Origin of the sequence: Mariniflexile gromovii (assembly GCF_017814435.1) — a bacterium.
Classification (GTDB): Bacteria; Bacteroidota; Bacteroidia; order Flavobacteriales; family Flavobacteriaceae; genus Mariniflexile; species Mariniflexile gromovii.
This window is the reverse complement of sequence record NZ_JAGJCB010000020.1, coordinates 31945-52772: the sequence shown is the minus strand read 5'-3', so window position 1 is coordinate 52772 and position 20828 is coordinate 31945. Positions and strand designations below refer to the sequence as shown.

15 protein-coding genes are annotated in these 20828 nt (G+C 33.4%); 5 read left to right on the top strand and 10 right to left on the bottom strand.

Features of this window, described 5'->3' with window-relative positions; translation table 11 throughout:
- Positions 1-19: 19 nt before the first annotated feature.
- Positions 20-2941, bottom strand: coding sequence for an FAD-binding and (Fe-S)-binding domain-containing protein (locus tag J8H85_RS16040; protein ID WP_209656294.1), 2922 nt, complete (start codon positions 2939-2941; stop codon positions 20-22).
- Between the two features lie 144 nt (positions 2942-3085).
- Here J8H85_RS16040 and J8H85_RS16035 point away from each other — a divergent pair, with 144 nt between their 5' ends.
- Both J8H85_RS16035 and J8H85_RS16030 read left to right on the top strand, forming a co-directional pair.
- The gene (locus J8H85_RS16035) at positions 3086-3580 is read left to right on the top strand and encodes a hypothetical protein (RefSeq protein WP_209656292.1); all 495 of its coding nucleotides are present in this window, start codon (positions 3086-3088) and stop codon (positions 3578-3580) included.
- Positions 3581-3780: 200 nt separating this feature from the next.
- A complete protein-coding gene (locus J8H85_RS16030) occupies positions 3781-4296 on the top strand; it encodes an outer membrane beta-barrel protein (RefSeq protein ID WP_209656291.1) in 516 nt (171 codons plus the stop codon).
- Between the two features lie 75 nt (positions 4297-4371).
- Here J8H85_RS16030 and bshA read toward each other — a convergent pair whose 3' ends face one another.
- The 8 genes from bshA to J8H85_RS15990 all read right to left on the bottom strand — a co-directional run bounded on the left by bshA (position 4372) and on the right by J8H85_RS15990 (position 14813).
- Positions 4372-5508: an N-acetyl-alpha-D-glucosaminyl L-malate synthase BshA gene (gene bshA, locus J8H85_RS16025; RefSeq protein WP_209656289.1), complete on the bottom strand. Its 1137-nt coding sequence runs from the start codon at positions 5506-5508 to the stop codon at positions 4372-4374.
- Between the two features lie 82 nt (positions 5509-5590).
- Positions 5591-8509: a glycoside hydrolase family 3 N-terminal domain-containing protein gene (locus J8H85_RS16020; RefSeq protein ID WP_209656287.1), complete on the bottom strand. Its 2919-nt coding sequence runs from the start codon at positions 8507-8509 to the stop codon at positions 5591-5593.
- Between the two features lie 185 nt (positions 8510-8694).
- Positions 8695-9918, bottom strand: coding sequence for a phosphoserine phosphatase SerB (gene serB, locus J8H85_RS16015; RefSeq protein ID WP_209656285.1), 1224 nt, complete (start codon positions 9916-9918; stop codon positions 8695-8697).
- A 74-nt stretch (positions 9919-9992) separates the two neighbouring features.
- Positions 9993-10478, bottom strand: coding sequence for an ABC transporter ATPase (locus J8H85_RS16010; RefSeq protein WP_209656283.1), 486 nt, complete (start codon positions 10476-10478; stop codon positions 9993-9995).
- A gap of 53 nt (positions 10479-10531) precedes the next feature.
- A complete protein-coding gene (locus J8H85_RS16005) occupies positions 10532-11323 on the bottom strand; it encodes a (Fe-S)-binding protein (protein ID WP_209656282.1) in 792 nt (263 codons plus the stop codon).
- A gap of 112 nt (positions 11324-11435) precedes the next feature.
- Positions 11436-12749, bottom strand: coding sequence for a (Fe-S)-binding protein (locus tag J8H85_RS16000; protein ID WP_209656281.1), 1314 nt, complete (start codon positions 12747-12749; stop codon positions 11436-11438).
- A 6-nt stretch (positions 12750-12755) separates the two neighbouring features.
- Positions 12756-13685 (bottom strand): MlaD family protein, encoded by a 930-nt coding sequence (locus J8H85_RS15995; RefSeq protein ID WP_209656280.1) that lies wholly within the window; start codon positions 13683-13685, stop codon positions 12756-12758.
- Between the two features lie 57 nt (positions 13686-13742).
- On the bottom strand, positions 13743-14813 hold the full coding sequence (locus tag J8H85_RS15990; protein WP_209656279.1) for an N-acetylmuramoyl-L-alanine amidase family protein: 1071 nt from the start codon (positions 14811-14813) through the stop codon (positions 13743-13745).
- A 201-nt stretch (positions 14814-15014) separates the two neighbouring features.
- Here J8H85_RS15990 and J8H85_RS15985 point away from each other — a divergent pair, with 201 nt between their 5' ends.
- Positions 15015-17768, top strand: coding sequence for a putative LPS assembly protein LptD (locus J8H85_RS15985; RefSeq protein ID WP_209656278.1), 2754 nt, complete (start codon positions 15015-15017; stop codon positions 17766-17768).
- Between the two features lie 55 nt (positions 17769-17823).
- Positions 17824-18204, top strand: a complete 381-nt coding sequence (locus J8H85_RS15980) for a RidA family protein (RefSeq protein WP_209656277.1) — start codon at positions 17824-17826, stop codon at positions 18202-18204.
- Positions 18205-18223: 19 nt separating this feature from the next.
- Here the strand turns inward: J8H85_RS15980 and J8H85_RS15975 are convergent, their stop codons facing one another.
- Positions 18224-19624, bottom strand: a complete 1401-nt coding sequence (locus tag J8H85_RS15975; RefSeq protein WP_209656276.1) for an ATP-binding protein — start codon at positions 19622-19624, stop codon at positions 18224-18226.
- Between the two features lie 138 nt (positions 19625-19762).
- Here J8H85_RS15975 and J8H85_RS15970 point away from each other — a divergent pair, with 138 nt between their 5' ends.
- Complete coding sequence (locus J8H85_RS15970; protein ID WP_209656274.1) at positions 19763-20803, top strand: GMP reductase; 1041 nt, start codon at positions 19763-19765, stop codon at positions 20801-20803.
- Positions 20804-20828 lie beyond the last annotated feature (25 nt).

The following is a 20828-nucleotide window of genomic DNA, read 5'->3' as shown; positions in this document are numbered from 1 at the left end:
CTGCGACTGAGACTGTAAACTAAACCAAAGCTTCTCGTAAAATTGTCACTGGGTGTTTTGCTTCACGCTGGGTACCATCTTTAATTTGATGTCTGCAACTGGTTCCATTGGCCGAAATAATGGTATCGCTTGATGCTTTTCTAATAGCTGGAAATAAGGTTTGTTCACCCACGTTCATACTGACGTCGTAATGTTCTTTTTCATACCCAAAACTTCCTGCCATTCCACAACAACCACTTGATATAAGAGTGACTTTGTAGTTTTTTGGTAAATTCAAAACATCGAAACTAGACAATTGGTTGCTAAATGATTTTTGATGGCAATGCCCATGAAATTTAATGGTTTTTGCTTCTGAAGTAAATTGATCTGAAGTAATATTACCTAATTTTATTTCATGTTGAATAAATTCTTCTATTAAAAACGTGTGTTTTGCTATCGCTTCTGCGGAAGTTCTATCGTCTGCTAATCTTAAATATTCATCTTTAAAAGTCAAAATAGCTGATGGTTCAATGCCTATTAAAGGTGTTTCATTAGAAATTAAATTCTTGAAAATTGAAACATTTTTATTGGCAACCTCTTTAGCTTGTTCCAATAAACCTTTTGATATAAATGCACGACCAGATTCTGCACTTTCAACCATCTTCACATCGTAATTTAATGCAGTTAAAAGTTGAATGGCGTCCATTCCAATAGGGGTATCTAAATAGTTTAAAAACTCGTCATTAAACAAATAAATCGTTTTTATATATTCTTTTTTAACTTCTTGTTTTTTAATACTTTGAAACTCTTTAATTAAACTCTTATTTGATATTAAAGGCAATTGTCTTTCTTTAGCAATTCCAAATGATTTTTTTAAAATGGAAGATGTAAAACCATTAGAAAACATAAAGTTTGATAGCTTCGGAAAGGCACTTCCATAACGGTTCAACGTATTATTATATGCAAACAATTTGGTGCGTAATGATACGCCATTTGCTTTTTGATATTGGTATAAAAATTCTGCTTTTAAACTCGCTACATCTACACTACTTGGGCATTCACTGGCGCAGGCTTTACAACTTAAACACAAATCGAAAACCACTTTTAATTCCTCATGATCGAACTTATTAGCTTTATTAGAATTGGTTAAAAATTCACGCAATGCATTGGCGCGTGCTCGTGTAGTATCTTTTTCGTTTCGGGTTGCTCTATAACTTGGGCACATGGTACCACCAAATTCCGGGAGTTTTCTACAATCGCCAGAACCATTGCATTTTTCGGCTTCACGCAGAATACCTTGGGAATGTGAAAAATCGAGCATGGTTTCAATTTCGGGTTCTACCCTATCTGGAACATATCGCAATGATTTATCCATAGGAAATGCATCTACAATTTTACCTGGATTGAAAATATTATGGGCATCAAAAGCCGATTTTATTCGCTTCAAAATTTGGTAATTGGCTTCACCAATCATAAACGGAATAAATTCAGCACGTACAATACCATCGCCGTGTTCTCCACTCATAGAACCACCATATTTTTTAACTAAATGGGCAACATCGGTAGTTATTTTTCTAAATAACACCACGTCTTCCGATTTTTTTAAATTCAAAATAGGACGTAAATGCAGCTCACCAGCCCCAGCATGCGCGTAATAAATTGCTTCTTGGTTATAACCTTTCATCAATGCCGAAAACTCAGCTATGTAATTAGCTAAATCTGCTACCGTTACAGCGGTATCTTCAATGCAGGGGTGCGATTTTTTATCACCAATAATATTACCCAATAAACCCAATCCGGCACTGCGCAGGTTATTTGCTTTATTTATTTCATCACCTTCAAGTAATGGAAATGCATAACTTAACCCGGAAGCTTCAATAGAATTTACTAAGTTTTGAGCTAAAATAGCAGCTTCTTTTTTTGTAAATGCTCTTACTTCACACATTAAAATGGCTTTGGGATCCCCCTGAATAAAACTTCTGTTTTCTTGTTGTGTCTTATTATGCTTTGTACAATCTAAAATGGTTTTATCCATCATTTCACAATTGTACAAATTATGATGCATAACAGGTTCTACCGCATTTAAACAGGCTTCAATGCTTGTAAAATGTGCCGCCACCATAACGGCTTCCTGTGGTGGTAACTTATCTAATTTTAAAGTGATTTGTGTTGTAAATGCCAATGTGCCTTCGCTTCCCGATAGTAACTTACACATATTAAATTTTTCAGAAGTATTAGAAAACACATCCGATTTTATTAATTCATCAATAGCATACCCAGTATTTCTTCGGTGTATTTCTGGTTTTGGAAAGTTTTCAATAATCTGATTTTGAACAGCTTCAGATTCAAGTTCTTTATAAATAGTTTCATAAATTTCTCCCTCCAAAGTTTCTAAAGTAGTTTTCTTTTGAAATGCTTCAGAGCTTATTTCATTAAAAACCACTTCACTACCATCACTTAAAATGGTATGCATTTCAATTACTTTGTCACGGGTTACTCCGTATTGAATGGAGGTTGTTCCTGATGAATTGTTCCCAACCATTCCACCAATCATACAGCGATTGGATGTAGATGTATTTGGGCTAAACCACAATCCGAATGGTTTTAAATAGTTATTTAAAGCATCGCGCACAACACCCGGTTGCACCGTAACAGTTTGATTTTTTTCATTAACATCTAAAATTTTGGTGAAGTATTTTGAAACATCCACCACAATACCTTCTCCAACGCATTGACCTGCAAGCGATGTTCCTGCGGTTCTTGGTATCAATGAGGTGTTATGTTTTTCCGCAAACTGAATAAGTTGTTTAATATCTTCATCATTTTTTGGGTACGCGACGGCTAATGGCAACATTCTAAACGCAGAAGCATCCGTGGCATATATCGATTTTATTAAATCGTCATAGAATAATTCACCGGATAATTTTTCGCTTAGTGTCTGTAAATGTGATGTTAACGACATAATTCAATAAAAATGTTTAAAAACTAATGAGATGTTAAATATAAATACAATTTTGACGTTATTTTTGTTAATTCAAATTGGATTATTAAAAATAATCTTTTGCTAAAAAACAATCGTATATAACAAAACAAAAAAATGACATTTATGAAGAAATTACTTTTATTTTCACTGGTTTTATTAGGTTTCGGCTTTGCATCAAACGCTCAAGACGTTTCAAAAAATGCTATTGGTTTACGTTTAGGGGACAGCAACGGTGTTGGAGCTGAAGTATCATACCAACGGGCGTTGGGTGATATGAACCGTTTAGAAGTAGATTTAGGTTGGAGAGACAGTAAATATTATGATGGTTTTAAACTTGTTGGTTTATACCAATGGGTTTGGAATATTGAAGGAGATTTTAACTGGTATGCTGGTGTTGGCGGTGGTTTAGCTTCGTTTGATCATTATAGAAAAAACTATGATGATTATGATAACAACACTTTTATATTTGCTGCAGGTGATATTGGGATTGAATATAATTTCAATATTCCGTTATTAATTTCTTTGGATTTTAGACCTGAAATTGGTTTTGGACCTAGAGACTATGACAACAATGATTTAGATTTTGATATTGGATTAGGTATTAGATACCAATTCTAAAAAAAGTATTTTTAAAGATAAAGAGTTTCAATTTGCAACATATTTTATTTAAAACATAATCAATATTTAGCTATAATCTTTTTAGAAACCAAATTATTTTTTCGTTTATATTAAAGAATTATTTAATTACTTTTGGTTGTATTTTCTGAATAAAACAATTAATTAAACATTAACAACTAACATTAATACAATTTTAAAACATGAAAAAAATCACATTATTTTTGGCTTTATTTGCTTTCGGATTTACTTTTGCTCAAGCTCCCTTAGAAGAAGGTGGTTTACAATTAAACGCTGGTGTTGGAGCTACTGGCTGGGGTGCCTCAGTTTATGGAGGTGTTGAATATGGATTGTTGCCAGATATTACTATTGGTGCTGAAGCATCCTACCATTCTTATAACCACGATTATTTTGGTTCTAGTTATGATTACAAAAGTAATATCATAGGAATTCAAGCTAATGGAAGTTATCATTTTAATGAATTACTTCAAATCCCTAGTGAATTTGATGTATATGCTGGTGCTAACTTGAATTATTTCTCTTGGACTACAAAAGTAAATGGTGAAAAAGTAAATAGTTATAATGGTGAAGATAATTTTGGTTTAGGATTACATGCAGGTGGTCGTTATTTCTTTACTGATAATTTTGGAGTTAATGTACAAGTGGGTGGTGGAAATGTTTTCAGCGGAATTAAAGCAGGAATCACTTATATATTTTAAAAACTTCTTTTTATAAAAAAAAGGGTGTTTTACAAATTTGTAAAACACCCTTTTTTTATTTTTTGTATTTATATTTTATAGTACTAAACACTTTGCTAGAGTATCCTGATAAATAGCTTCATATTGTGGTACAATAGTATGTAAATCGTATTTCTCAGCGGTTTTTCTAGCATTCACTTTAAAAGTTTCTAATCGCTTTTTATCACTTAAAATATACAGAGCATTTTTTGTCATATCTGCAATATCTCCAACATCACTTAAAAATCCCGAAACGCCGTGAATATTTACTTCTGGAATACCACCTGTATTACTTGATATAACAGGAACACCCGATGCCATAGCTTCTAAAGCTGCCAATCCAAAACTTTCAGTTTGAGATGGTAATAAAAACAAATCGCTATAACATAATATTTTATCAATTTCATTACTCTTTCCGAAGAAAATAACTTTATCTAAAATACCTAATTCCTGACAACGTAATTCTATGCGTTCACGTTCTGGCCCTTCACCAATAAGCATCAGCTTTGCAGGCATTTCTTTTTGAATGTTATAAAATATGCTAATAACATCTTGTGATCGCTTTACAGGACGTAAATTACTAATGTGTGTTATTATTTTTTCATTTTCATTCGCCATCATACCGCGTTGGCAATCGGTAAATTTATGATTATATTTATCTAAATCAATAAAATTAGACACCACATGAATATCATTTTTAATGTCGAATAAACGCAACGTATCATCTTTTAAACTCTGTGACACTGCTGTTACTGCATCAGACTTGTTAATACTGAATGTTACTGCTGGCTTATAAAACGGATGACTACCAACAAGTGTGATATCTGTTCCATGTAAAGTAGTTACAATAGGCATTAAAATACCTTCTTCTTGGAGCATTTTTTTAGCCATATACGCCGCATAAGCATGGGGAATAGCATAATGCACATGTAAAATTTCAATTTTATGAAGTTTTACCATATCCACCAACTTACTCGATAAAGCTAACTCGTAGGGTTGGTAATGAAATAATGGATATTCTGGAACATTAACCTCATGATAATGCACATTATTACTCAATAACTCTAACCTAACTGGTTGGTTGTAGGTGATGAAATGAATTTCATGACCGCGTTTAGAAAGTTCTAAACCTAACTCGGTTGCTACCACACCACTACCTCCAAAAGTAGGATAACATACTATGCCTATTTTCATATTTTTTTAGTTGAAAAGTTATAAAGTTAAAAAGTTGTATGGTTTAGATAATCAACTTTAAAACTTTTTAACTTTAAGTACTTTATTCTTTAATTATCGCTTCATAAATTAAGCGTTGTATATCTGTTCTAATATTTTCCTTTAAAAGCAAATTTTGTGTAGCACTTGGGTACGTTCTATTCGCTAAAAACACATAAACTATTTCTTCCTCGGGATCTGCCCACGCATAAGTTCCTGTAAAACCAGAGTGACCAAAACTATTTAATGACACGCAGCCACATGTTGGACCATCTTCACCTAATTGTGGTTTATCGAAACCAATACCTCTTCTGTTTCCTTTATCACAATAGTAACACGTGTTAAACAAATCGAGTGTTTCTGATTTAAAATAACGCTTTCCGCCATAAAATCCTTTTTGCAAATACATTTGCATAATTTTAGCAACATCATTGGCATTACTAAATATTCCTGCATGCCCACCAATTCCATTTTGCATGGCAGCTCCCATATCGTGCACATAACCATGTACTTCTTGAAATCTGTAATAATCATCAATTTCCGTTGGAACTATTTTTGTATTACTTATTTTATGATACGGATTGTACATAGTATAGTTAGCGCCTAACGATTTATAAAAATGTTCTTCTACAAGAAAATCTAATGTTCTATCGTAATAGTTCTCAATATATTTCTTTAAAATGAAATATGGAAAATCACTATATCTATATTGTGTTCTACTTAATAAATCTGAATCTCTAATGATTTTTTGAATAGAATCTGGATAATCTGATCGTAAATATAAATTATTGGCTACTTCAATATTAAACTTTTCACTGCGTTCCTTTCTATAATATTTATCACTTGGGCGTTTTGTAGCACTGTCTAAAGTATGTGCATAAAAAGGTTCCCATGGCCTTAGTCGGGCATAATGTGATAACATTGCTTTTAATGTGGTATTTGCTTTGTTTGAATTCTTATAACTAGGTAAAATTTGAGAAAGCTTTGTATTTAAATTAACTTCACCCTTTTCCACCAATTCCATAAGTAAAGGTAAAGTTGCCAGAATTTTAGTTAACGATGCAACATCATAAATATCATCAAATTCTACTGGTTCATTTCCTGAATAGGTATGTTTTCCAAAACTTTTATTATAAATTACTTTTCCTTTTCTTGCTACCAATAATTGAATTCCTGGTGTCATCTTACCATTGATGGCTTTTAGAGCTAATGAATCGATTTTATTTAATTTTTTAGAATCCATTCCCACACGTTCTGGAACCGTGTAACTTAAACGCAGTATGGCATTGTTTTGAATACCATCACCCGCTTTAAAATATTTCCCAATAGAAACCGGTAAAGTGCCTTTTGATGCGATAGCCCCAAAAATGATTTGTGCCGATTTTTCTTGAGCTATTTTACTGTTTTGATAACTTACCACAATACTTTCAATATTTGCAATTGAAGTTAGGTCTGAAAGCGCGTATGGTTTAACAAATACGTCTAAAACTACTTTGTGGGTTTTCGCAATTTCATAGAGCCATGTCAATTCTGTACTAGTAAACTGATAGGATTTCCAAGGATTTTGATTTGAACGGTGCAAACCAATAACAACCGTATTGTAATCTTGAAGTTTTGCCATTAAATCTTCTAAAGTTTCTCCTTGAATTTCATGTACTTTGGCGTACTTTTTAAGTTCGTTTAAAAACACGGTACCATCATCATCACCCATTTTAACGTATGCAATTGTTTTTTCTTCAAGATGGCGAAATGGCAATAAATCCTGTTTATTTTTAACAATAGTGATGGCATTTTCTAATAATTCTTCATATAAAATGTCATCTTTTAATCTATTTAAATCGGTTGACAAATTATTCAAACCAACTGGTTCATACTTATTTAAACCAACTTTATATTTTGCTTGTAGAATTTTTTTAACTGAAAGTTCTAAATGTGCTTCACTAATCTCTCCATTATTATAAGCTTCTACAATTTTTGAAATACCAACAGCTACATTTTCAGACATTAACATCACATCATTCCCTGCTTTAAAAGCAGCTAAATCTATACTTCCAGCTTCTTTAAAATCGGCAGCACCTTTCATATCCAAGGCATCAGTAAAAATGAGTCCTTGAAAGCCTAATTTCTCTTTTAATATATCCGTTACAATATGTTTTGACAATGAGGAAGGAAAGCCAGACGGTTCTAAACTTGGCACTTTTAAATGCGCTACCATTACACTAGCTAAACCTTCGTTTATTAATTTTCTATAAGGATACAATTCTATGGAATCGATACGCTTTTCATTAAAACTAATAGTTGGTAAGGTTTTATGCGAATCTTGATCGGTATCCCCATGCCCAGGAAAATGTTTCGCGCTTGCCAAAACACCAGCACCTTGCATACCTTTCATAAAGGCCAATGCTTTTTCGGTTACATTGTCTCTATCTTCACCAAACGAACGATTTCCTATAATGGGGTTTAACGGGTTAGTGTTAATATCAACCACAGGCGCAAAATTAAAATGAACCCCTAAACGCTTACAATGTTCACCTATTTGTTTGCCAGTTTGTTCGATTAAGTTGTTATCGTTTATGGCTCCAAGCGTCATGTTCCAAGGAAAAGCGTAGGTATTATTTAAACGCATGCTCAAACCCCATTCAGCATCCATACCTACTAACAGCGGAATTTTAGAAAGCGATTGCAATTCATTATTTAATGCTGCTTGTTTGTCGGGTGTTCCAAGAGAATAAATTAAGCCTCCAATGTGATGCGTTCTAATCAAATCTACCAACTTGTTTTTTGTTGCTTGATCTTGATTAGACATTACTTGAACCATATATAACTGCCCAACTTTTTCTTCTAAAGACAAGGATTTATATACACTGTCTACCCATTTTTTTTGCGCTTCCATATCTCTGGAAGCCAAAGGGTTATTGTGTATTTGAGCAAAGCCTGAGAATGATATATATAGAGAAAGTACCGTTAATAATATTTGACGCATATTTGAGGATTAATTTAGCAAGTGAACATAGTATTTTATTACTACATAAATAACCATGCCAAAATACTACTTTTAAAAAGAAGTTGAAAAGACTTTATGATAGATTTATAAAGAAAGTAATGAACTATTTGGCTTCTTTTTAATAAAACAAGCCAAATAGTTTTTTATGAATGGATTTCTTTTATTTAATCCAATAAATCGATGTGTCTATCGTGGTAGCCTAATAAATACAAAACACCATCTAAACCAATACTTGAAATAGAACTTTGGGCATTGTCTTTAACTTTAGGTTTTGCATGAAACGCAATGCCTAAACCAGCTAAATTAAGCATCGGTAAATCGTTGGCACCATCACCAACAGCTATAGTTTGACTGATATCAATACCTTCTTTTAAGGCAATTTCTTTAAGATATTCTGCTTTTTTATTACCATCTACAATATCACCAAGGTAGCCGCCCGTTAAAACACCATCCTTAATTTCCAATTGATTGGCATATACATAATCCATCCCTAATTCTTTTTGTAAATAGTGACCGAAATAGGTAAATCCACCAGACAAAATTGCGGTTTTAAATCCATAACTTTTTAAAGTGGTCATAAGTCTTCTAGCTCCTTTTGTAAGAGGCAAATTAACAGCCACTTCATGCAATACTTCTTCTGATAGTCCTTTTAGAAGCTTCATACGTCTAATAAAACTTTCGCTAAAGTCTATTTCACCTTGCATAGCCAATTCTGTAATGGCTTTTACTTCATCGCCAACACCAGCTAATTCTGCTAGTTTATCAATAACTTCAGCTTGAATAAGGGTGGAATCCATATCGAAACACACCAAACGGCGGTTTCTTCTGTAAATATTATCTTCTTGAAATGCAATATCAACATCCAAATCCCTTGAAATTTGCATGAATTTTAAGGTAAACTCGCGTTTATCATCAATATGCCCTCTAATGGACAATTGAATACAAGCTCTAGGATATTCTTCTTTTTTTACAAGCGAGGTTCTTCCTGTTAATCGTTTTATAGAATCGATATTCAGGTTCTTTTGCGAAATAATTTCAGTGACTTGCGATATTTGTTGTGCTGTTAACTTTTCACCTAAAATGGTTACAATGTAGCGGTCTTTACCTTGAAGCCCCACCCATTTTTCGTAATTTTCAAGTGAAATTGGAGTGAATTTTGCTTTTATACCTAGTTCATACGATTTAAAAAGCAAATCTTTTAAAACGGCTGCCGATTTTGAACCTGCATGAATTTCAAATAAAATACCTAAGGATAAGGTGTCGTGAATGTTTGCTTGACCAATGTCTAATACTTTTGCTTTGTATTCTGCTAAAACACTTGTTAAACTAGCAGTTAAACCTGGTTTATCTTGTCCAGAGATATTTAATAGGAAAATTTCCTTAGCCATAATTTACTATTTAAGCTGTAAAATTGATTATTGTATTTGAAATATGAAAGCTTTTCTGTTTAAATTTTGAAGATTTACTTAACAAATCGACTATGCCAACTCTCGCTTGCAGGAACTTCCCAATTTTCATTAAACTCGGCAATATTGGAAACTAAATTATTAAAAACGATGGTGTTTTTTGAAACAGCTTTATCTTTTGCCATTTGTTTAAAATCGGTAAGTGTTTTGTATGCTATAAAATCGCCTTGTTTGTAGGAAACATTCATTTTATCCATCAAATCAACATTATAATCTTTTTCTAATTGCTGAATAAAACGAACAGATGAATCAATGGAACAACCCGTTGCTTTGTTTAGGTTTTGATTGATGCCTATGACGATGAATCTTTTGTATTTAATTAAATAGCCCGATTGTAAATCACTTCCATGTGCTGTCCAATTTTCAATAAATACATCCAATTTTGACTGTATCTCTTCTATTTCTTCTTCAGAAAAAGAACGATTGGCTTGATATATCCAAACTCGTGATTCTTCCGGTAATGTTTTAAAATCTACTAACATGATTTAATTTAAGATTTTTGATTTACGACTGACGTTTTAAGCTATTGCCTAATTTATAAATCTTGGGCATTGGCAATTAATTCGGCAATATCCATAACAGGTACCTCGGCTTCTTTATCTTTGGCTTTGACCCCATCGGTCATCATGGTATTACAGAACGGGCATCCCGCTGCAATAATTTCTGGTTGTACTTCCAAAGCTTGTTCGGTACGCTCTACATTTACGTCTTTATTTCCTTTTTCTGGTTCTTTAAACATTTGAGCGCCTCCTGCTCCGCAACATAACCCAGTGCGCTTGCAGTTTTTCATTTCTACCAATTCCGCTTCTAATTTTTTAATTAAATCGCGTGGTGCTTCATATACATTATTGGCACGACCTAGGTAACAAGGATCGTGAAAGGTGATACGTTTTCCTTTAAATTCGCCACCTTCAACAGTTAAACGCCCATCGTCCAATAAGGTTTTTAAAAACTGTGTGTGGTGCATGACCTCATAGTTTCCACCTAATTCAGGATATTCGTTTTTTATGGTATTAAAACAATGCGGACAAGCGGTTACTATCTTTTTTACTTCGTAAGCGTTTAAAACTTCTATGTTTGTTACGGCTTGCATTTGAAACAAAAATTCGTTTCCAGCGCGTTTTGCAGGATCACCAGTACAGCTTTCTTCGGTTCCTAAAACAGCAAATTCTACTTTGGCTTTATTTAATAGTTTAACAAAAGCTTTGGTTATTTTTTTGGCTCTATCGTCAAAACTACCAGCACAACCCACCCAAAACAATACTTCAGGTTGCTTTCCTTCTGCCATAAATTCTGCCATGGTTGGCACTTTTAGTAATTCGCTCATGTTCTATTTTTTTTTGCGTTAGGGATTGAGGCATTGTTGGAGCTCTCCCGATTTTTTCATCGGGAAGCGACTGCCGAAAGCCCGACCCTTGGGTAACGCCCAAATTATTTTATTATTCGTTTTTCCAGTTTAATCGGTCCATTTGGTTGTATGGCCACGGCGCACCGTTGTTTTCAATATTGCTCATCATGTTATTTAATTCTACGGGGGCAGCGGACTGTTCCATAACCAAATATCGACGCATATCCATGATGATTGAAAGCGGATCGATGCTTACAGGACACGCTTCTACACAGGCATTACACGAGGTACATGCCCACAATTCTTCTCTGGTGATATAATTATCTAGAAGTTGTTTCCCGTCTTCCTTGAACTCTCCTTTGTTGGCGTCTATATTTTTACCTACTTCCTCTAAACGGTCGCGGGTATCCATCATGATTTTTCGTGGCGATAGTTTTTTACCTGTTTGGTTTGCAGGACATTCGCTGGTGCAACGTCCGCACTCGGTACAGGTATAGGCATTTAAAAGCTGTACCCAATTTAAATCTTTCACGTCGCTGGCTCCAAATTTGGCTGGCATAGCATTTTCGGCGCCTTCAGCAGGTGCCGCAAATGGATCGACATTGGGGTCCATCATCATTTTTACTTCTTTGGTAACTGCTTCTAAATTATCAAGCTGCCCCTTTGGTTTCAATTTTCCAAAATAAGTGTTTGGAAAAGCCAATAAAATATGAAGATGCTTAGAAAAATACAAATAATTCAAAAACACTAAAATACCCATGATATGAAGCCACCAAGCAGTTCTTTCTACTGCATGAAGTGCGTTTTCTGACAGCCCATTAAACCATGGTGCTATATGTTGACTTATGATATTGCACGTATTGATACTCTGGAAATGGGTATCGGTGGCATTCATAACCAAAAACAAGGTCATTAAAACCATTTCAAAATACAAGATGAAATTACCATCGTTTTTAGGCCAACTGGTCATTTCGCTTTTCCAGAAACGTGCTAATTTGATAATATTTCTACGTATCCAAAAAATAATAACGGAGATTAAAACTAAAATAGCCAACACTTCAAAAGCACCTATTAAAAAACCGTAAACAGGTTCTGGAAGTACTGATAAACCGATGCGATGTGTACCAAAAATACCATCGATAATAATTTCTAATACTTCAATATTGATGATAATGAAGCCTAAATAAACCACAATATGCAAAAAGCCAGCGATGGGGCGACGCACCATTTTACTTTGCCCTAAAGCTATCATTGCCATGTTTTTCCAACGTTGTGATTTGTTATCACTAACATCTACATCATGACCTAATTTGATATTACGGGTAAGTTTTTTTACGTTTTTTACGAAAAAACCAACACCTATACCAAGTAATATTACAAAGATTATATTTGGTAAATATGCCATGCGTATTTATTTAGTTTCTTCTTGATACGGAATTTCTTTTTTAGATAATATTCTAAAATAACGTTTTGGGTGCAATTTTATATCACGCAGCAATTCTTCCATCTCCTTTGTTGCTCCATCAAGATTGTTATACAATCCTTCATCTTTTAGTAACTTTCCTAAAGAACCTTCGCCTTTATCTAGAGTTGTTAATATGGTATTTAATTTGGTGATGGCGCTATTTAAATTTTCAACCGTTGCCCCAACGTTAGCGTCTTTTAAATCGGCAGAAAGTAAAGCTAAATCACTACTTATCGTTTTAAATTTCTCTAGTATGGCCGTTATGTTTTTATCATTATTGGATATAACCGCATTTACAGAATTTGATGTGGTTTTAAATGACTTTAAGGTGTGATTTAATTCTTCAATGGTACGTTTTAAACCAGCATCTGAATTATCATTAACCAATCTATTGATACTTGACATTAACGTATCAGTCGATTTTAAAGTAGAATCTAAATTATCAGTAACTCCTGAAAAGTTTTTAGAAAGATTGGTTACTAAGCCAAATTCAACTTCAGATGGCAATACATCACCGGGTTTTGCTTGTTCACCTTCATTACTAATAAGTATGGCTAGTGCATTCCCTCCCATTAAGCCGGTTTCATACATTCTAATAACACTGTTTTTGGAAAATTTTAATTTCTCGCTTACAGTAAATGCAACTCTTGTTTTTCCCGTATCGTAGTTGTATGAGATGTCTTCAATTTTTCCAACCGAATTGCCCATAACGGTAACTGGCGACGATTTACTTAATGAATTATAATCAAATTCAGTGTAAAAAACATCGGTGGGTTCAAATATATTATTTCCTTTTAGGTAATTAAATCCAAAAATAAAAAGTGCAATTCCTGATAATACTAATATGCCTGTTTTAACTTCTTTTGATATCTTCAAAGTAAATAGAGTAAATGTTAGAAGTACAAATTTAAAATAAATTTAAAAAGAACCTCTTTAATTGGCAGTTGTTTTTATGGCTTCTTCCTCTAATATTTTTGTGGTATTGTAATCGGAGGTATTGCCATAAAAGTACTTGAACAGATTTCCTTCTTTTTCTCTGGTAATATTTTTAAGTCCTTTAAAATTATTGGGTTTTGGCTCTATGGCTCTTGTGGTGGCAGCTATTTGCACTTTGAATGTTATGGAACTAGCTACAGACTTTATTACTTGCGATATTTTAGGCACTTCAATAGTTTCGGGTGTTTTTACATCTGGTGTATCATCGTAAAAAACAAAATCATTTACATTGCCATCTAAAGTATGTTTATACTCCAAAATAGCACTGGTTATGGAATTGGACATATCTTTTTGTCCTTTTGGTGAATTCAAATACGCACCTTCTTCCCTATTTGTTAAAAAACCAACTTCTACCAATACACTAGGCATCACGGTTTGGTGCAATACAATAAATCCTGCTTGTTTAACACCTCTGTTGGTTCGTTTTAATTTATTTGTGAATCTATTTTGAATTAAACTTGCCAACATTATGCTTTGGTCCAGATATTCTTCTTGACTTATTAATATGCTCATTACAGATTCGGGGGAGTTGGGGTCGAACCCTTTATATTTCTTTTCATAATCATCTTCAAGAAAAATTACCGAGTTTTCCTTTTTGGCAACTTCAAAATTGGTTTCGTTCCTGTGGGTTCCAAGTACAAAGGTTTCCGTACCATGTGCATCCGATTTATGCGCATTACAGTGAATGGATACAAACAAATCGGCTTTAGCTTTGTTGGCTATTTGCCCTCTTTCAAATAAATCTACAAATACATCGGTCTTTCTAGTGTAAACCACTTTTATATTCGGGTTTGCCTCCAATTGTTTCCCAACATCTAAAGCAATATTTAATGAAATTTCACTTTCCTTATAGCCATTTCCTTTATTACCGTGGTCGTGACCTCCATGACCTGCATCTAAAACCACAATAAATTTAGCTTCTGGCTTTTCTTGATCAGCTTTAGTAAATGAAGAAAATGTTAATACTATTATAAATAATACGAAAAGTAATATTTTAGGCGTTTTCATGGAATAAATCATTTTTGACATAAATCGGTAACTCATAAACATTAACTATAATTATCACATTATATTTTATTTTGACAATTAATAGCTCACAAACATTTTAACGATTAAAAAACTTGGTTTATTATTTAATTTAAGTAGCACCAAGTTTAATTTAAAATTTTAATTGAATAATAAATTAATCACAGAAAAATATATGTAATTTTGGCTTTTCAAAAATCGAGCCATACTTTTACAAAAATACATTTAAAAGCGTTGCACACAAACAACTTTAAAATACTTTTTACACTAAGTTTTACAATGTTTATTAACATGTTAAGCTTTGCACAAGACATCCCTAAAGGCGGTATTCCTATTGACAGAAATGTAAAAGACAGCATTGTTGATAATGTTGATAGTTTGCTTGTTCCGCAAATTGCTGAAAAAGAACAAGATTCTACATTAAAAGATTCCATTAAACCTAAAAAGGAACTTTTAGAACATACCGTAAAATACCATGCTACTGATTATACCAAGTTTAACCAAAAAGAACATAAACTGTATTTATATAATGAAGCCACTATAGATTATGGCGACATGAATATAGCTGCTGGTAATATAACCATAGATTATACAAAAAACACCGTGTATGCTAAAGGTATTACAGATTCTATTGGTACTTATTCCCAAAAGCCTGTTTTTACACAAGGTGCCAATGTGGTAGAGCCCGACTCGATCGTTTTTAACACAAAAACAAAAAAAGCACTTATTTACAACTCTAAAACCGAACAAGGTGATGGTACCGTTATTGCATCGTTAACTAAAAAAGAAAACGATTCTGTTTACTTTTTAAAGAACGCCAAATATACAACTGCCGAAGATTTAGATGACCCCGAGTATTATATCCGCTTATTAAAAGCTAAAATTGTACCCGGAAAAAAAATAGTAACAGGAGCTGCAGGATTGTACATTTATGATATTCCAACCCCTGTTTGGCTGCCATTTAGTTTCTTTCCGCAGTCCGACAAACAAACCTCTGGTATTATCATCCCTAGTTTTGGTGAACAAAACGACCGTGGCTACTTTTTACAAAATGGAGGTTATTATTTAGCACTTAGCGAATATTTTGATTTAACACTTTTGGGCGATTACTATACCAACGGAAGTTATGGGTTTAGTAGTGAAAGTACTTATGCTAAACGTTATAAATTTAGAGGAAATCTAAGTTTGAGGTATGAAAGCTTAATTAACAGCGAACGTGGTTTTCCTGATTATTCTAAATCTACCGTTTACAATATTCGTTGGTCGCACAGTCAAGATACTAAAGCGAATCCGAATTCCCGTTTTTCTGCCTCCGTCAACTTAGGGAGCAGTAGGTACTACCAAACATCTGTAAATCAATTAAATACGGGTGCGTTTTTAAATAACACGTTATCATCTTCCATCTCTTACTCAAAGACATTTCAAGGTGAATTACAACCTAATATTAGTTTAACGGCTACCCATTCCCAAAACACAAACACACAAGTGATTAATATGACGCTTCCTACGTTTCAAGGAAGCATTGGTAGAATATATCCGTTTGCATCAAAAACTGGTACAAAAAAAGGAATCATTCAAAACATCAACCTTCAATATAGTGTGCGAGGTGAAAATAGAATTACCACGACCGATGAATTTTTCTTCAAAAAAGAAATGTTTGATGATGCCGTTGCAGGATTTCAACATTCCATTCCTCTTACTACTAATTTTAAATTATTTAAATATTTTAGTTTAAGTGCTAGTAGTAATTTTAATGAAGTTTGGACATTTAAAACCATTGAAAAATCATACGACACCACTGAAAGAGAGGTTGTAACTAAAGATGTAAACGGTTTTGATGCCTTTAGAACCTATAATTTCAGTACCAGTTTAGGAAGTACAGTTTATGGTATGTTTAACTTTGAAAAAGAAGGAAAAGACCCTAAAATTCAAGCTATTCGTCACGTTATGAGACCCTCGGTAAGCTATAATATTAATCCAGCTTTCGATAAATATTATGATACTTATGAAGTTGTAAGTGCCGACGGTTTAACTACAAGTGACGTGTCATACACGCGTTTTGAGGAAAGCATTTTTGGACAACCTGGTAATAATTTCTCAAGTTCTATTGGCCTTTCGCTTTCAAACAATCTTGAAGCTAAAGTGCGCGATAGGGATACTACGGCTACCGAATCTAAAAAAATTATCTTATTAAACAATTTAAACTTTTCAACCTCTTACAACGTTGCGGGCGACTCTTTACAATGGAGTCCTGTTAGTATGAGTGGGGGTACGCAACTTTTCGACAATAAAATGAGCATTAACTTTGGTGCTACGTTAGACCCCTATGCGTTGGACAATAATAATAGAAGAATTAACACTTTCAATATTGATAACGGTGGAAGCCTTTTTAGGTTAACAAGTGCCAACTTAACTACAAGCTGGTCTTTATCTAGTAAAGAAGGTGGTAAAAAAGACGAGAACAAAAGAGGTATTGAAGAAAATTTAAGAAGTGGCGGACGTGATGATGATTTATTCGGAATTTCAGAAGATTTTGCTAATCAGCAAAAAAACAGAGAAGAAGAACCCGATGAAGAAGAAAAACCCAGTGAATTTTATCATTTTAGCATACCTTGGAACTTAAGAATTGCATATGCTGTAAATTATTCCAATTCAACCCGACAGAACGAAATATCATCGCATTCACTAATGTTTTCGGGCGATATTAAATTATCCGACAAATGGTCTATTGGAGCCTCTTCTGGTTACGATTTAAAAAATGCCGGATTCACCTATACCCAACTACGTTTTGAACGCGATTTAATGAGCTGGCGCATGAATTTTAGTTGGGTGCCTTTTAGTGATCGTAGTTCTTGGAATTTCTTTATTGGAATAAAATCGAATATGCTAAAAGATTTAAAGTACGAGAAACGAAATCAACCAGATATACAACTATAGCTTATTGTCTATTGTCTATTGTCTATTGCCTATTGAAAATTAAAAACAACTCCGTATGAAAAAAATCATTACAACACCAAATGCACCTGCTCCTATTGGTCCTTATAATCAAGCTATTTTAAGCGGAAACACCTTATACACTTCTGGGCAAATTGCCATTGACCCAAAAACCAACGCACTTGTTTTAGGTGATATTGAAACTGAAACAAAACAAGTGATGCATAACTTAAAAGCTGTTTTGGAAGCTGCAAATATGACATTTGAACACGTTGTAAAATCATCAATATTCATTAGCAATATGGATGATTTTGCAAAAATTAACGCGGTGTATGGCAGTTTTTTTGATGAAGCTAGTGCGCCTGCGCGCGAAACCGTTCAAGTGGCACGTTTACCAAAAAATGTAAACGTTGAAATTAGCGTGATTGCTGTAAAGTAATTTAAAAAAAAACCAGCTCTTATTTTGAGTATTTTATTAATAACTCTTTCAGTTGCGCAACCTCAATAGGTTTTGGCAAAAATTCATCTATTCCAGCTAGTTTTGCGTTTAGTATATCTTCTTCAAAAGCACTTGCAGATACTGCAATAATTGGTGTTTTTAAATCTGAATATTTTTCTGTTGCTTTTATGGCTTTTGTAGCTTCATAACCATCCATATCTGGCATATAAATATCCATAAAAATCATATCGAAATCTAAAATCTTATACAAATCAACCGCTTCTAGACCATTTTTGGCAAACGTACAATCCGCACCTTGTTGTTCTAACAAAAATTTAATTACTTTTTGATTCATTCTGTTATCTTCAGCAACCAAAACACTAAACTTTTTTAATAACACAGGTTTTAAAATTTCATCTTCAGTATTTATGCCCAGTGTTTTTTTAAGTTGTAGACTAAAATAAAAAGTAGAACCTTCGTTTTCTTTACTTTCCAATTTTAATTCACCTCCCATCAATTTTACAAGTTGATGTGAAATGGAAAGCCCAATACCACCACCTCTATAATCTCTTCCTTCTGTTGTATTAAATGCCTTAGAATCTTCAAAAAATTGCTTTACTTTTTCAGGATTCAAACCAATACCCGTGTCTTTAATATAGAATGTTACAATTTGATCATCATCTATACTTACGGTTTGATCTACAATTACTGTTATTTTTCCGGAGTTTGTAAACTTTATAGCGTTGTTAATTAAATTGATAAGGACTTGTTGAATACGCAAAGAATCGCCCAAAAGAGAAAATTTACTTTTCTCACCTACTAAAAATTTATACTCAAATTGCAGGCCTTTTTCCCAAGCCTGAAATTCAAATACTTTGAAAAGGTGTGACAAATCAGATTTTAAATCGAGGGCCAATAAATTAATGCTTACATTGCCCTTATCCACATCTTCATTATCTGTAACCATGTTTACAAGCTGCAATAAGTGCTTTGAAGAATATTCAGCAATTTCAACCTGTGCTATTTGGTCCTCATCTAAATGAGTTTGTTTCAACATGTTGAGCATACCCAATATAGTACTAAGTGGAGTACGTATTTCGTAACTCATATTAGAAATATATACAGATTTATAATCGGCTAATTTATTGGCATCATCCAGATTAAATTTAAGCTCCTTAATTCTAGTATTTAAATTTGAAATTCTAACCTCATTCCTTAATTGATTTTTAAAAAAATATTGCAACACAAAAATTAGAGCAATTACAAATCCTAATAAAATCAAAACGAGAATGTCTGTATTTATTTTTTTCTCCAGAAAAAAGTATACTAACAATAAAACAACAGCTATTGAAGAAAAAATAATAATGGATAATATTTTCTTTACTCGAATAGATTTAAGAAATGATATAGGAAATTTCATAAAATTAGCGCACTTTTAACAAACTTATCCATAATTATATTAATATACAAAAGTAATACAGCTTTTAATTTTTATAAATTATTTTGTTTTATTTAACTTTATAAAATACTTTTAAAACGACCATAATCTCAATGATACATGCGCATAGAATATGATATAAAATTAGGCTTCAAGGATGTGATGATTCGTCCAAAACGATCTACTCTTAAAAGTCGATCTGAAGTGAGTTTAGAACGCGATTTCAAATTTTTACACAGTCCGTTTTCATGGACAGGAATCCCTATTATAGCAGCCAATATGGATACCGTTGGCACGTTTGAAATGGCGAAATCACTATCAAAAAAACAACTTTTTACTGCTATACATAAACATTATTCCATTGCCGATTGGAATATATTTGCATCAAACTTACCCGAGGGTATTGAAAATTATATAGCCGTTAGTACCGGAATTAGCAAAAAGGATTCTGAACATTTAGCGTCCGTATTCAAATTCAATCCTTATCTAAAATTCATTTGCATTGATGTTGCCAATGGCTATTCTGAACATTTTGCAGATTTTGTAAAAGAAACCAGAACATTATATCCTGATAAAGTAATTATTGCGGGAAATGTTGTTACTGGCGAAATGGTTGAAGAATTGTTATTATCTGGTGCCGATATTGTTAAAGTGGGTATTGGCCCTGGTTCTGTTTGTACCACACGCATTAAAACAGGCGTTGGGTATCCGCAGCTTTCTGCCATAATAGAATGTGCCGATGCTGCTCATGGTTTGGGCGGACAAATAATTAGCGATGGCGGTTGCTCCATTCCGGGTGATATTGCCAAAGCATTTGGTGCTGGTGCCGATTTTGTAATGCTTGGTGGGATGCTTGCTGGCCATACCGAAAGTGGCGGAGAACACGTTGAAAAACAAGGAAAACCGTATCGGAAATTTTATGGTATGAGTTCTACCACCGCCATGGAAAAACATATTGGCGGTGTTGCCGATTATAGAGCAAGCGAGGGCAAAACAGTAGAAGTTCCTTATAGAGGTGATGTTGAAAACACGTTGCAAGATATACTAGGAGGTTTAAGAAGTACCTGTACTTATGTTGGTGCCAAACGTTTAAAAGAACTAACAAAGCGAACCACATTTATAAGAGTTAATGAACAAGAAAATAGAGTTTATACAAAATAATTAATATATTAACCAAAATTAAAGG

Coding starts and splice junctions, on each gene's coding strand:
- J8H85_RS15990 (WP_209656279.1), bottom strand. CDS start 14,813: ATGAAAACGCCTAAAATATTACTTTTCGTATTATTTATAATAGTATTA.
- J8H85_RS15970 (WP_209656274.1), top strand. CDS start 19,763: ATGCGCATAGAATATGATATAAAATTAGGCTTCAAGGATGTGATGATT.
- J8H85_RS16000 (WP_209656281.1), bottom strand. CDS start 12,749: ATGGCATATTTACCAAATATAATCTTTGTAATATTACTTGGTATAGGT.
- J8H85_RS15975 (WP_209656276.1), bottom strand. CDS start 19,624: ATGAAATTTCCTATATCATTTCTTAAATCTATTCGAGTAAAGAAAATA.
- J8H85_RS16030 (WP_209656291.1), top strand. CDS start 3,781: ATGAAAAAAATCACATTATTTTTGGCTTTATTTGCTTTCGGATTTACT.
- J8H85_RS16010 (WP_209656283.1), bottom strand. CDS start 10,478: ATGTTAGTAGATTTTAAAACATTACCGGAAGAATCACGAGTTTGGATA.
- J8H85_RS16040 (WP_209656294.1), bottom strand. CDS start 2,941: ATGTCGTTAACATCACATTTACAGACACTAAGCGAAAAATTATCCGGT.
- J8H85_RS15980 (WP_209656277.1), top strand. CDS start 17,824: ATGAAAAAAATCATTACAACACCAAATGCACCTGCTCCTATTGGTCCT.
- J8H85_RS16035 (WP_209656292.1), top strand. CDS start 3,086: ATGAAGAAATTACTTTTATTTTCACTGGTTTTATTAGGTTTCGGCTTT.
- J8H85_RS16005 (WP_209656282.1), bottom strand. CDS start 11,323: ATGAGCGAATTACTAAAAGTGCCAACCATGGCAGAATTTATGGCAGAA.
- J8H85_RS16020 (WP_209656287.1), bottom strand. CDS start 8,509: ATGCGTCAAATATTATTAACGGTACTTTCTCTATATATATCATTCTCA.
- serB (WP_209656285.1), bottom strand. CDS start 9,918: ATGGCTAAGGAAATTTTCCTATTAAATATCTCTGGACAAGATAAACCA.
- bshA (WP_209656289.1), bottom strand. CDS start 5,508: ATGAAAATAGGCATAGTATGTTATCCTACTTTTGGAGGTAGTGGTGTG.